The following is a 15278-nucleotide window of genomic DNA, read 5'->3' on the forward strand; positions in this document are numbered from 1 at the left end:
TTAATTGATTATCGATTCCAATATTTGATCAATTGAGCTTTCAAGCTCTTGATTGGATGATTGCTTAATCTCGTCTAGAAGTTTAGCTTCCAGTGAATCGTCTTCTTGTTGATCTTGATCAATCTCAGTCCGAAAAAGACCAACTTTGACAAGGTGCTGGTTGATTAGATATTTCTCCAACTTTTCAATATTGGGAAAATCAAAGGTCAAAGTTGAAGATAAATTTACTCCCAAAAGCTTGCTCAGTCTATCCCTTAAGTCTACAGCGGTCAGCGAGTCCATGCCCATCTCAAAAAATCCTACTTCTGAACCTGGTTTGTTTGTGATGGGTAAACCTAAAACTCGAGCGACTTCCTCTTGTAGTGCTTGTCGCAGCAGTTCCCTTCTCTGAGTTTCGGTTACAGCTTCCAACCTTTGTAGCAAACCAGGAGCTGGATTGGTCTTATCTTCAATATCTTCAGGAAGAACAGCTATGAGATCTAAGAGTGGACGCGGACGTTTAACGGCATACATCGTCTTGAAGCGATGCCAGTTATTGCGACTCACCGTCACCTGAACTTGGTTAGCAGATATTAGGTGCTCCAATGCAGAAATAGCTAACTCCGGTGAGAGTGCTTCTACTCCAATTTGAGCTAGCCATCTCTGAGCCTCATTTGTGGTCATGCCACCCCCTGCCCAGGCTCCCCAATTGATTGCTAATCCTGGTAAGTCTAAAGAATGACGATAGTGCACCAACCCATCTAGGAACTGATTAGCTGCGGCATAATGGGTCTGACCTCGGGAGCCCCAAACTGAGGCAATGGATGAGAAACAGACAAAGAAATCCAGATTCTCATTCCGAGATAGTTGATGTAGATTCCATCCACCCTGTACTTTAGGACGCAGCACTGCCTCCCATTTTTCCGGTGTTAACTCTTCGAGAGTATCTAATCTTCCTACTCCTGCCGCATGAATAATCCCTTTGAGAGGTTTCTCCTCAGCTTCAAGCTGCTTCCAGACTCGTTCCATATCGGTTAGATCAGCCACATCGACTGCCAGGACTTTGACATTAGTCCCAGTCTGTTGCAGTGCTTCCACAGCGGGTTGAGTTTCCTTTGTCAGACCACTACGACTAAGTAGGATCAGATGGCGGACACCCTGTTTAACCAGCCAATCGGCTACTTTCAATCCCAAGTATCCCAATCCACCTGTGATCAGATAGCTTCCTGTCGGCTCTACTTTGAATATTTTCGAGGTAGGAACTGAACTGCGCACTAATCTGGGTACATAACGTTCACCCCCACGGTAGACTACCTGGTCTTCCGCATCACGGTTGAGCAGCTCCCTTAAAAGGCATTCCATGTGATTTTCAGCAGTTTTACCTGGTTCTAGGTCAATTAATCCTCCCCACAACTCAGGGTGTTCGAGTGACACAACCTTTCCCATACCCCATAGAGGAGTCTGAGCTACAGAGATAGGATGCTCTCCCTTAGCTACTGCTCCTGCTGTAACTACCCAAACTTTTACAGGAGTTGAAGAGTCGTCTTGCAGTAAGGTTTGTAGTAGTCCCAGCAAGCTTTGAGAAGAAGTCGTATTTATCTGAGAAGGGACTTCCTCACTGGTCAAATACACAATCCCTACCAAGGGCAGCTCAGTTTCTTGTTGAACCTGCTGCAACAGTTGTGAATAGTCTTGAGGAAATTGCTTGACAACATAGCAACTCTGCTGTTTTTGCTCAAGCTGCTCTGCTAACTTCTGTGCCACAGTTGCCTCACCTCCGATAATCAGCCATTGACCATTCTGGGAAGGGGTTTCTGGAGCTAGAGTTGAAGGCTTGAGCTGCCACTCTATATGGTACAAACAATCCTTGAGAGCTGCTTGTGCCAGTGATTGTTGATGGTGGTGAATCAGTTGCTGCACGACTTCAACTGCTGTCAAGGAGCCGTTTCCTGTTAACATTGCTGTCAACTGCTTATAGTCTCCTCGATCTAATAGCTCAGTTACAGGAGATGAGGTTGAAACAGATAAATTTTGCTTGGCTTTGTCTTCACCTCTGCCTTGACTCCGTTCAATCCAATAACGTTGTCTTTGGAATGGATAGGTTGGCAATACTACTTTCTGAAAGCCATAATCTTGATCGACTCCCAACCAATCCACTTCAGCTCCCTGTAGATACAATTGTCCTAAACTGAAAAGCATCTGTTGCCAGTCTTCCATCCCTAGTCGCAGAGAAGGCAACCAGACACCTACCTCTTCTGGTAAACACTGCCTTCCCATACCTAACAAAATTGGTTTTGGTCCAATTTCTAAGAAAACTTCATAGCCTTCTTGGTACAAGGTTTCCATACTTTGGACAAACCGCACTGGTTGGCAGATATGATTCACCCAGTAGTCCGGTGTACTAATGTCACAGGTAGCTTGTTCTCCTGTGACATTAGATATGAGTGGAATTTGAGGTTGGTGGTAGTTCACTTGTTGAGCTACTGCTTCAAACTCTGCCAAGATTGGTCTCATTAAAGGTGAATGGAAGGCGTGAGATACCTGTAGTAGTTTGATTTTCACTCCCTCCAATTCCAGGCTGCTACTAATTGCTTTAACCGCAGCACTCGCTCCAGAAATCACAACACTTTCTGGTCCGTTGATGGCTGCAATACCCACATTAGACTGAGCTAACCCCAATTTCTCCGTGTAGTTTGCGATCACTGCTTGCACCTTCGACTCTGATGCCATGACCGATACCATCTCACCGACAGATGGCAATTGTTGCATCAACTGCCCTCGCTTGGCAATTAATCTCAAACCATCTTCTAAACTGAAAACCCCTGCTACCGTTGCTGCGACATATTCACCTACACTGTGACCCATGACCACATTTGGTTCAATGCCCCAGGATTGCCAGAGCTTGAAGAGGGCATATTCGATAGCAAATAGGGCGGGTTGAGTATAAGCTGTTTGGTCTAGTAGCGATGAACCAGACTCATCCGTTGTTTGATGATATAGAACGGCTAAAAGAGATTGATCTAGTAGCGAACTCAGAATTTCGTCACATTCCTCCAAAGCTTGACGAAAAGTTGGCTGAGTTTCGTATAGTTGCCGTCCCATATTCAGATATTGGGAACCTTGACCAGTGAACAGGAAAGCTACTTGAGGAACATTACTGCTGGTACAAAATTCTTTTTGAAACACCCCAACTACTTCTTCCCCAGCACTTCGGTTACTGAGTTTTGTTGCTAATTGTTGTCGATCAGCGGCAATAATAGCAAGGCGATGGTTGAAGTGGAATCGTCCACTATTGGCTGTATAACAAATATCTGCTAGTTCTATTTTTCGGTTAGTTTCTAGATAATTTTGATAACGACTAACCAATTCTTCGAGTGCTTCTTTAGTTTGAGCTGAAAGGGTTAATAAATGTAAGGGACGCTGATATATATCTTGGTTTTTAAATTGTTTTGGGGCTTCTTCGAGAATGACATGGGCGTTAGTTCCTCCCACGGCAAAAGAACTAACTCCAGCTCTGCGAGGCGTGCCATTGCTTTTCCATTCTGACAATTTTGTATTGACGAAAAAGGGACTATTTACAAAATCAATTTTGGGATTGGGTTGTTCAAAGTTCAGGCTAGGGGGAATTAATTTGTGATTGAGAGCCAAAGTAGCTTTAATCAGTCCCGTTACTCCTGCTGCTGCGTCTAAATGCCCAACATTAGTTTTTACTGAACCAATAGCACAAAAGCCTTGTTTTTGGGTGCTCTGCTGAAAAACCTTGGTCAGAGCTTCAATTTCAATCGGATCTCCGAGTTTTGTCCCTGTGCCATGAGCTTCTACATATGTGATCGTCTCTGCTTCCACACCAGCCACAGCCTGAGCTTCTGAAATAACCGCTGCTTGACCTACTACACTAGGTGCGGTGTAGCCGACTTTCAAAGAGCCATCGTTATTAATGGCTGAACCCTTAATTACTGCATAGATATAATCTTTGTCTGCAATAGCATCTTCGAGTCCCTTGAGTAGTACAACTCCGAGACCATTACCATACCTTGTACCCTCAGCTTTGGCATCAAAGGCTCGGCAATGACCATCTGGGGAGAGAATCATCCCGTCTTGATACAAATATCCCACTTCTTGAGGCACACGGATGGTTACACCACCAGCAAGAGCCATGTCGCATTCCCCATTGAGCAAACTTTGGCAAGCTAGATGAACAGCTACTAATGAAGTGGAACAAGCAGTTTGAACGGTGATAGCCGGTCCAGTTAGATTCAGGTTGTAAGCAACACGAGTTGCTAAGTAATCTTTGTCATTAGCCAGCAATTGTTGAAAAGAACTACTATTGAGGTAAGAAAAGTCAAAACAAGGATTAACGTTGTTCCAGAAATAGCTGCTCATGGTAATGCCAGCATAAACCCCGATAGAACCTTGATAGGTATCCGGGTTATAACCACCCCTCTCTATTACTTCCCAAGCACATTCGAGGAATAGCCTTTGTTGCGGGTCTATCTCTTCAGCTTGTTTAGGAGTATAGCCAAAGAAACTAGCATCAAACATATCTATGTTTGAGATCAAACTACCAGTCCTGACGTAGTTAGAGTTATTCAGTAACTCTTGTTCGATCCCAGAGTTGAGCAATTCTTGTTCTGAAAAAAGACATATTGATTCAACTCCATCCCGAACATTCTGCCAAAACTGTTCAATATCATCAGCTCCTGAATAACGTCCAGATATTCCTATAATTGCTATGTCTTGATTATCGTTAAGGTCTTCTAAATCATCCATCATCTTACTGTCATACTTTAATTTTGCTATATTTCTTAATTACTTAGCTGTTCATAACAGTTATAACAATACAACAATACTTGGAAAAAATTATTTTTTGCCGCGTAGACTTTTTCTAATATTGCGCCTTTCCTTTCTTGTAGTGCCTTTCTTAACTCGCTCATCTCCACGAGTTTTACTAGTTTCCATAAATAATTCTTTACTACCAATCTGAGTAAGGTGTTGACTTAGAAAATGTACAGTAGGGTTAGCAAACAGGTCAACTACTTTCAATTCTATGCCTAATAGTTCTTGCAATTTATTATGCACTCTGATGACAAGTAAAGAATTTCCTCCTATGGCAAAGAAATTGTCGTGAATTCCTACTTCTTCTAGCTCAAGAACTTCTGTCCAAACAGCAGCAATTTGTTGTTCAGTTTTGGTTTGAGGTAGTATATTTTGATTCGTATCGGCTATAGTTTGTCTTTGAGGTTTGGGCAATCGTTTACGGTCTACTTTGCCGTTGGCAGTTAATGGTAAAGCTTCCAAAATAACATAATCATCAGGAACCATATATTCGGGAAGTTTTTGCCATAGGTACTTACGCAATTGTTCCGAAGTACAATTTATTTCTTGATCAGGCTGGCCCACTTCATTTTTGTCTTCTGTCTGATGGATATCGGTCAGGGAAGAATCGCTAATAACAGACTTTTCCTTGAACACGGCATAAGCAACCAGGCGTTTGCTTTGTTGAGATTCTCCGATAGCAGTAACAATCGCTTCTTTAATTCCTGGAAATTGCTTTAATGCTACTTCAATTTCCCCCAGTTCAACACGATAACCATTTATTTTTACCTGGAAGTCTTCTCGGCCTAAAAACTCAATATTACCATCCGGTAAATACCTGCCTAAATCCCCAGTTTTGTATAACGGTTCCTGAGTGACTGGATGGGTAATAAAGCTTGCTTGGGTCTTGTGCTCATTTTTCCAATAACCCTTAGCTAAACCTACCCCTCCAATATAAAGTTGTCCCGGTACCCAAACTGGTCTTGGTTCCATCAACTCATTCAGTACGTAAAAACTTTGATTTAACAGGGGCTTACCATAGGGAATACTCTTCCAGTCTGACCCCACCTTTTCAATCGGATAGCCAATCGACCAAATTGACGCTTCGGTTGCTCCACCCAAACTCATCACTTGAACATTAGACCACAGAGATTGGATTTTGCTTGGTAAGTCTACTGGCAGCCAATCTCCACTCAACATTACCACTCGTAAATCACCTACTGCTGTTGCTGAGGTTCCTAATAAATGCTCTACCAACATCTGCATCAGAGCCGGAACTGAGTTCCACAAGGTAACTTCGTGAGCGATAATTAATTCTCTCCAGCAAGCTGGATCCTTTGCTGCTTTTGGTGGTGGCATCACTATCGCTCCCCCTGCTCCTAGCACACCAAATATGTCGTACACTGACAGGTCAAAATTTAACGCTGCTAAGGCGAGTACTCGGTCAGATGGTGTTACTTTAAACCGTTGATTGATGTCGAGGATGGTATTGATTGCTCCCCGATGATCGATCATTACCCCTTTGGGTAAACCTGTGGAACCAGAAGTGTAAATCACATAAGCTAAATCTTCTGAAGTTTGTACTGGTTCTAGGGGGTTTGGATCATATTCTGCTAACTCTTCAGTATCTACAGACCAACATTTGATTCCTTCAGGCCAACCCAGAGACTGTTTGAGGTGAGTTTGAGTCAATACTTGTGTGACTTGTGCTTGCTCGAGTAGATACCACTGTCTTTCTTGGGGTAGCCCAGGATCTATCGGTAGGTAAGCTCCACCAGACATCAAGATGCCTAACACTGCTACTACCTGTTCCCAACCTTTCTCCATGACTACGGCTACCAGCTGATTCGGTTTGACTCCTAATTTCCGCAATCCATGTCCCAATTGATGAGACCTTTGATAGAGTTCCCCATAAGTTAGGCTTTTTTGGGGACTAATAACAGCTGTCGCTTCACTTTGAACTTGTACTTGCTTAACAAACAAACTATGCAAGATATCTTCAGACCAAGATTGAGTCGTCTGATTCACTTGTGCTTGGAGTGCTAGTTGAGCTGTTGGTAATAGTTGGTGGTAAGTCTCCATCCAAGGTTCGTCAGAGGTGGCTAGCTGTTGAAGCAAATCACAATAAGCCTCAAACATTTGCTCGATGAGACCTTCAGGGAATAGCCCTTCCACTGTATGCCAACTAAATGCCAGTGCTCCTTTCTCCTCGGTTACGATATGGTCGAGCAACACTTGAGGCGTTTGAGCTGCACTATACACAACCTCTCCAAAGTGCTCCAAACCGAATCCTCGCCCCACCTCTTCATCAGCCAGAGACTTTAAGCCCAAAGTGCTAGTAAAGACTACCCCCATTGGTTGACTACGCCCTCGACGATAGAGCTCTCGCTGCACTTCTACTCCACTGATATAACGATGCTCTAAATCTTCCCACAGCTGTCTTTGCAGTTTTTGAGCACGACTAATGAATGGAACTGCTTGTGAGTTATCTACCTCTAGTAAGATTACAGAGGTGAAGTCGCCTATGAGCTCATTGACTTGAGGGTGTAAGGGCAAACGGTTAAATAAAGTCAGATTGAGGGTAAACTTTGAACTTTTGCTCCAGTAATTCAAGACAGAGGCAAAAGCACTTAACAATACCCCTGATGGGGTTAAATTTGCTTTGCTCGCCTTGTTTTTTAACTGTTGCCAATCACTCTGAGACAGTTGAGCTGTGTGAGTATTGAACTGAGGATCAGTAATTGCAGAAGTTACTTTCGCTTGGGGAATTTCTGGAGCTGGAGGTAGGTTATCTAAGCGGTTGAACCAATATTGCTGAGAACTGAGATACTGGGGACTATCTTTGAGTTCCAATTCCGCGAGCACATAGTCTCGGAAGGAGATTTCCGTTGCAGGCAGTGAACTCTGTGGATTATTGTACAGTTCTGACCACTGCTTAAATAGAACATAAGTACTCCAGGCATCAAATATTAACATATCGATGCTGGCGTGCAAGCGGAAACATTGTTCATTTAAACGGGTAGCCCGTAGATGAAATAAAGGCCACTGGTTAGTTGGTAAAACCTCATGGGACATCTGATTGCGAATCTGCTCTAGCTCTGAAGCAATCGTTTCAGGAGATTCCTCAGACAAATTTAAAATTTCAATTTCATAGGGAGGCACCTGCTCAAGTATTTGCTGGTTACCGTCAGCTAAAACTACCATCCGCAGCATATCATGGTGGTCAATTAATCGCCTCCAAGCTTGGTGTAAGCTTTCTAAATTTAAGTTTTCACAATCTACTTCTATGTAAATGTGGGTAGCAATATTACCTAGGTCAAAAATTTGATTGCGACCTATCCAATAAGCTTGTTGAATGTCATTTAACGGAAATGGTTGATACCTTTGCTCTGGATGAGGAATCAGGGTAGGAAGCTCGGAAAAGGAATCTATGGGGATGACATTGTTAGCTAAATACTCTACCAAAGATTCTACCGTTGGATAATCAAATAACAGTGTTGAACTGAAGCTTGTACCTAAGTTAGACTCCAATTGATTTTTCAATTCCACTGCCATCAGGGAATCTAATCCTAAGTCAAACAATGGTTGATGTCTTTCTATCTGTTGTCCATCTCTCAATCCTAAAATATTGACTATGGCTGAACTAATTTGAGTTGTTAGTAATTCCTGACGTTCTGAAACAGATGCTGATTTTAATTGTTCTTTAAAGGCAGACTTTTGAGTTAATACTGGTTCTGTTACTTTTACCCTTAATCCCTCTAGTTCTACTAGTACAGTTCCTTGGTTGTCTACTAGAAAAATGTTTGCCGTTAAGTTGGTTTGTCGTATTTCTGCTATAGCCCATACTTGGCTGATTGTTTGGCGATACAGTTTGAATTTTTCTACCCCTACTGGTAGATATATTTTATCTGTTTCTGTGTGTGGTATGGCATACGATACTATTTGGAAGGCTGCATCTAATAGGGCTGGATGTAGCTGATAGTCTGCTAGTTGGGCGGTTAATTCTTCAGGGAAGGCCATTTCTCCTAGGGCTTTTCCTTGACCTTTCCACAACTGCTTTATTCCTTGGAAACTACTGCCGTAGTCTATCCCTTTTGAGCGATATTCTCGGTAATGTTCTTCAATTTCTATTGCTTGACTACACTCAGCTTGGTATTTTTCTAGGTCGATTTTTGCTTGGCTGTTCCTGGTTGGCTCAGTATATATCTTTCCTTGTGCGTGCAATACCCATTGCGGTGTTTGTTGATTTTCACCTTCTGAGGGGCTGAAAATCTCGAACTTATAGCTATTGTTTTCTGCGAAGCTGACTACTGTTTGTACGGTCTTTATTTCGGTTTCTGGTATAACTAAACTTTGCAGTATGTCTACGTCAGAAACGACTACTTGCTCTTGGCTTGTGAATAGACTTTTTCCGGCTGAAGCAGCTATTTCTAAGTAGCCTGTGCTGGGAAATAGTACTTTTCCAAAAACCTGGTGGTGATTCAGGTAACCTGGAGATTCTGCTCCTATGTATGATTGAAAACGATGTTGATCCTCTATTCCCGCTAGGTTAATTTTTTCTCCTAGTAATGGGTGCTGCTCTTTGCCTTTTAACCAGTAGGATTTTTGTTCGTAACCATTTTGGCTAGAAACCCAATACCTTTCTCGTTGGAAGGGATATGTTGGCAATGCCACCTTCTGACGAGCATAATTTTGCTCAAATGCTATCCAATCTACTTTGGCTCCCTCTACATATAACTTTCCTAAACTAGATAGCATCTGTTGGCATTCTTCTACTCCCGGACGCAATGAGGGCAACCAGACACCGATTTTTTCTGGTAAACATTGACGTCCCATACTTAGTAATACTGGTTTTGGTCCTATTTCCAGAAATAACTCGTATCCTTCCTGGTACAAAGTTTTCATGCTTTGAGCAAATTGCACTGGTTGGCGCACATGATTTACCCAGTATTCGGCAGTGGTAATCTGCTCAGTTACCTGTTTGCCAGTGACATTGGATATCAGTGGTATCCTAGGCTGCTCATAGGTTATTTCTTTTGCTGCTGCTTCAAATTCTGCCAGCATCGGTTCCATCAGAGGAGAATGGAAGGCGTGGGATACTTTTAGTGGTTTGGTTGTGATTCCGGCTGATTCGAGGTTAGTTGCGATCGCTTCTACTGCTTTTCCCTCACCAGAAATTACTATGCTTTGAGGTCCATTGATTGCTGCTATGGCGACTTTCTCACTGAGATCTTTTGCTTTCAATGTTTCTAGGACTTTAGACTCTGGAGCCATAGCCCAGAGCATCTTACCATCACCAGGTAATTTCTGCATCAAAGAGCCTCTAGCAGCAATTAGTTTCAAGCCATCTTCTAAACTAAAAACTCCTGCTACGGTTGCTGCTACATATTCTCCTACACTGTGACCCATGACCACATCTGGCTCAATTCCCCAGGATTGCCAGAGTTTAAATAGAGCATATTCTATAGCGAATAAAGCTGGTTGGGTATAAGCTGTTTGGCCTAGTAGGGATGAACCTGACGAGTTTTTGTCTGTTGGATAAAGAATGTTTCGTAATGACGTTTCCTGGAAGGTTTCTACGCTACTGAGAATCTCCTCGCATTGGTTAATCGCTTGACGGAAAGTTGGTGCTTGTTGATACAACTGCTTTCCCATGTTGATATATTGGGAACCTTGACCTGTAAATAGGAAAGCAATTTTGGCTACTGTAGTGTTGTTTAGCAGTTCTCCTGAAGTGATTCCTGCTAATTTTTTTCCCTCTTGGTGTTGTCGGAGTTTTTCGACTAATTCTTGTTGGTTAGGGGCGACAACTGCTAGTCTGTGGGTGAAGTGAGTCCTTCCAGTGCTAGCAGTGTAGCAGACATCGCCTAACCTTAAGTTTGGATTGGTTTTGAGATAATTTTGATAGCTACTAATTACTTCACCAAGAGCTGTTTCAGTTTTGGCTGACAAAGTTAATAGATGAACTGAATTTTCTAAGTAATCTTCGCTGTTACCTGTTGCCTTCCCCCCTTGAGGGGACACAGGGGAGGTTTGCCTGTTGTCTTCTATTGGTGCTTCTTCAACAACAACATGAGCATTTGTACCATTCAAGCCGAAAGAATTCACGGCTGCTCGCCTTGGTATACCTGTTGGCACTTCCCAAGCTTTAAATTCTGTGTTGACGTAGAAGGGGCTATTGGCAAAATCAATGTTTGGATTGGGTTGATTAAAGTGCAAAGAAGGAACCAGTTTTTGATTTTTCAGGCATAAAATTGTCTTAATTAAACTAGACATTCCTGCGGCAGTTGCTGCGTTACCAATATTAGTCTTTACTGAACCGATCGCACAAAATTGTTTTTGAGCTGTCCACTTAGAAAATGCTTCTGTAAATGCCTCAACCTCGATGGGATCTCCAAGAGGTGTTGCTGTACCGTGAGCTTCTAAATAACTTATAGTTTCTGGATTAATTCCAAATTGTTGATAAATATTTTCTGCTAAGCGTGCTTGAGATTTACTACTAGGGGCACTAATTCCATTTGTGCTTCCATCATAATTTGTACCTGTACCCTTAATTATTCCATAGATATGATCTTGATCTTGAACTGCTTGCTCATACCTTTTTAATAAAATTGCACCACAACCTTCTCCCCAAACTATACCGGATGCTTCAGCATCAAAACTTTTACAACGTCCTTCGGGAGATACCATCTGAAACTGGCTCGACAGTACTTGGAAGTCTGGTGTTAGCATGGTAGAAATACCACCTGCGATCGCTATTTCGCTCTCTCCCCGTTTAATACTTTCGCAAGCTTGATGAACAGCTACTAATGATGAAGAACAGGCAGCCTCAACAGCTACCACTGGTCCTTTAAGATCCAGGAAATAGGCTATTCTTGCTGGTAGAACTGACAGCATAGTTCCTGATAGCACCAGTCGATGATGACCGAAACCTGAATTGGACAAAAACTTGATATAATCACTGCTTGCTGCCCCAACAAATACTCCACAGTGTTTCCCCTTGAGAGAATCAGGAGCATATCCAGCATCCTCAATAGCATGGTAAGCTTCCTCTAAAAAGATTCTTTGTTGAGGTTCGATTAACTCAGCTTCTCCAGGAGAAATTTGAAAGAATAAAGGGTCAAATTTGTCAATGTCATCTAAAAAAGCAGCATACTTTGAACAAGCAGTACCTGGATGTTCTGGATCTGAATGATACCAACTTCGTCCTTCCCATCTTCCAGGGGGAGGTTCTGTTACACTATCAACTCCATGCTTTAAGTTTTCCCAAAATTCCTTCCAGTTTTTTGCTCCTGGATATCGACATGATATTCCAATAATCGCTATATCGTCTGTTATCCTTTGATCTGGAATTGATTTAGTAGTTACAGATTCTTTTTGCTGAATTTCTAGTAATAGTTGCTCTGCATCCTCTAAGGAAACTTCACCAGATTGTAATTGATTTAGTATTGCTTCATCCTGATTGCTCTGTCCTTGATTGGGAACGGCAGTGGGTAGATTTTTCTTTGTTGGGGAATTTAGATCTACTGTTTCTAATAAGTTTTGAGCATTTTCTAAGGATATTTCTCCTGAACTCAGTAGAGATAATATTTGCTCTGTTTTATCTGTATTAATTAATTTATTCTGACCATTATTAGGCACTGTTGCTAGTATCTGTTGATCTGTCAACCCCAATAGTAGTTGCTCTGCATTCTCTAAGGATATATCACCGGATTGCAATTGATGTAGTAGTTCTTCTTGGTGACTCATTGACTCTTGATTTGCTTGCTGGGAACTATTTTTTACGCCATTATAGAGCTCTGGCATAGTTACCACTATTTTGCCGATATGCTTGCTATGTTGCAGGTGACGGAAAGCTTCCACCACATCTTCACTTGGAAATACTTTGTAAGGTAATGGCTTGAGGCTACCGGACTCAAACAGCAAGGCTAAATCGTCCCAAAGCTTGGCATGAAATTGTTTATCTCTAACAAATTCATCTGACATATCAAAGGGAAAATACTTCACATCTGGGCGTCTTTGAGAAACTTGCTCATGGCTCCAGATGTTGAGCCTACCAATTTCAATATATCGTCCACCTGGGGCCAGGATATCTATATTTTTGGGGATGTACTCTCCATGAGTCAGGCTATTAAAAATTACATCTACTCCATTCCCCTGGGTGAGTTCCCTTACTTCACTAGCAAACTCCGTGGTTCGAGAATTCATTACATGTTTTATTCCCTGTTCTCGAAGAACAGATATTTTGTGGGGACTAGTCGTGGCAAATACTTCTGAGCCAAAAAATTGAGCTAATTGAACTGCAGCTTGTCCTGCACCTCCCGAAGCTGCATGAATTAATACTCTCTCTCCTGGCTGAACTTTGGCCAAATTATGCAACCCGTAATAGGCAGTGAAAAAAGACATAAAAATAGTAGCTGCCTCTACCATACTCAGATCAGAAGGCTTAGCCAATAAGTCATCCGGTGAGCAGATAACAAAGCTACTGAAAGCATTGCCGGGATAAGCCAATATCACCTCATCGCCGACTTTCCATTGGGATACGTCTGAGCCAACCGCTACAACAGTACCCACACCTTCAACACCAAAGGTGAGATTTTCAGCACTGATAATTCCAGAGCGATATCTTTTTTTGATGTACTCTTGGAAGATACCCAGTACGTTGAGTACTTCTCGAAAATTAACTGGTACAGCTTTTATTTGAACTTCGACTTCAGTGGATTTAGGCTTTCGACGTTCTTGAGGCATCCAAGTTAGATTCTTTAACAAGCCATAACTAGGTATCCTTAACTGAACTGGTTGGGGATTAGGTATTTTTTGTTCTACAGTGCTTTGGATCAAATTGGGAATTACTGTCTCACCAAACTCTTGCTGAATACGACTGGCTATTTCTGGTTGGTTAAAGGTTACCTGGTGTATTTCTAGTTCTTTTTTGATAGCTTCAGGAAACTTGGCTTTAATGTCGGCACTCAAATGTTGTTTGAGGGCGACTAGAGATAATCTAGGGCTCTTGGCTATTTTCTGCCCTAGTTGTTGGGCATAATTTAGGACATCCTGCCTCGATACAACGGGAAAAGGAATACCTCGTTCAGCTAGTTCTTTTCCTCGATAGTTTTCGCCAGTGTAGATCATTTCTTGGGCTAATTCGGATCCTAGCTTTTCCCGCAAGATTAATGATGTTGCTCCTACTGGGGTAAAACCATATTTCATGAAGTTAGTTGCATACACACTTTCTTGGCTAAACACCACAAAATCTGCATACAAACCCAGAAGCAAGCCACCACCAAAACTATGCCCTTGCATTGCTGCAATTATAGGAATTTCGCAATCAAGTATCAACCCTGATAAATCAAGAACTTCTACTTCACCCCTAGTCTTTCTAATTAAATATTCTTTGCTAGCCCCTGATGAAAAATAATTACCATAGCCCGTCAAAATGACTACTTTATATTGCTGATTTTGCGCAACTACACTAAAACAGTGGCGTAAGCCCTCAACTATGCTTGGAGAAAAGCCATTACGACTGCTCTCATCTTTCATCGTAATTTGCACAACACCATTGCCCAACTCCGTCAGTTGTACCACCTCAGAGTTGCTAGTTCCTAAGTCCCGATTCAAATTCAGTTCTGCCATGGGTATACCCCCTCTTTAGCGAATTGTTTGATTTTTGCTTGAATCGTTGGGTCACCTAAGAGGCTGGCAGACTTGTTGGCGGCTAGATTCTGAGTCTCAGCTTGAATTATCCATAACTTATTCATATAGTCTTTTAATTCCTTAACCCCAGATAAGGGTAAATATCTTAAACGGCGAATATATTGACTAATCAACTTATTAGGGTTGCTGTCGTATTCATCGACTAAGCCCCAGTTATAGGCTTCTGAGCCAGAGATTGGTTGAGTTGTGAGGGATAAGCGGTAAGCTTTTTGAAATCCCACTCGACGAATCAGAAAGGGCAAAACGCAAGCGGGTAATAAACCAAATAATAGTTCTGATAACACAAAGGTTACTGTTTCATCAGCAATGACCAGATCACTTGCAGCAACAAAACCCACTCCTCCTGCTTGAACTTTACCACGGACAAGGGACAAAATCACCTTGCTACTTTGGGACATCTGTTTGAGGATGTTGTAGTAGCCGTGAGCACTGATTTTGGTATCCACCAGCTCGCCATTGGCTATTGCTTGAAAATCCATTCCGGTACAAAAGACATCCGGTAGTCCTTCAAGAATCACTACTTTAACGGTTTCTTCGCCTTCAACAGCTTGTAGGGCTGATAACAATTCCTGAGTCAGCTGATCGTTGATGCTATTGTTGGCTTCTGGACGATAGAGCTGAATTCTTTGTACAGCAGGTTGATGATTTATTTTTATGGTTTTGTAATACATATTATAGTGTTCTCAATGGTTTGTCAACCTGGATCATCTTTTTTTTCAGCTATTAGCTATCAGCTATCAGCTGTCAGCTTTTTTGCTCCTATCCCCTGT

3 protein-coding genes are annotated in these 15278 nt (G+C 42.2%); all 3 read right to left on the minus strand.

The window, feature by feature from the left end:
* Positions 1-4752, minus strand: a complete 4752-nt coding sequence (locus LYNGBM3L_RS33215; protein ID WP_008191801.1) for a type I polyketide synthase — start codon at positions 4750-4752, stop codon at positions 1-3.
* A gap of 87 nt (positions 4753-4839) precedes the next feature.
* Positions 4840-14427, minus strand: coding sequence for a hybrid non-ribosomal peptide synthetase/type I polyketide synthase (locus tag LYNGBM3L_RS48185; RefSeq protein ID WP_008191804.1), 9588 nt, complete (start codon positions 14425-14427; stop codon positions 4840-4842).
* On the minus strand, positions 14415-15179 hold the full coding sequence (locus LYNGBM3L_RS33230) for an enoyl-CoA hydratase/isomerase (protein ID WP_008191806.1): 765 nt from the start codon (positions 15177-15179) through the stop codon (positions 14415-14417). The genes LYNGBM3L_RS48185 and LYNGBM3L_RS33230 overlap by 13 nt, the downstream gene beginning before the upstream one ends.
* Between the last annotated feature and the right edge of the window lie 99 nt (positions 15180-15278).

It is taken from the genome of Moorena producens 3L, from assembly GCF_000211815.1.
In the GTDB taxonomy this organism is placed as follows: Bacteria; Cyanobacteriota; Cyanobacteriia; order Cyanobacteriales; family Coleofasciculaceae; genus Moorena; species Moorena producens.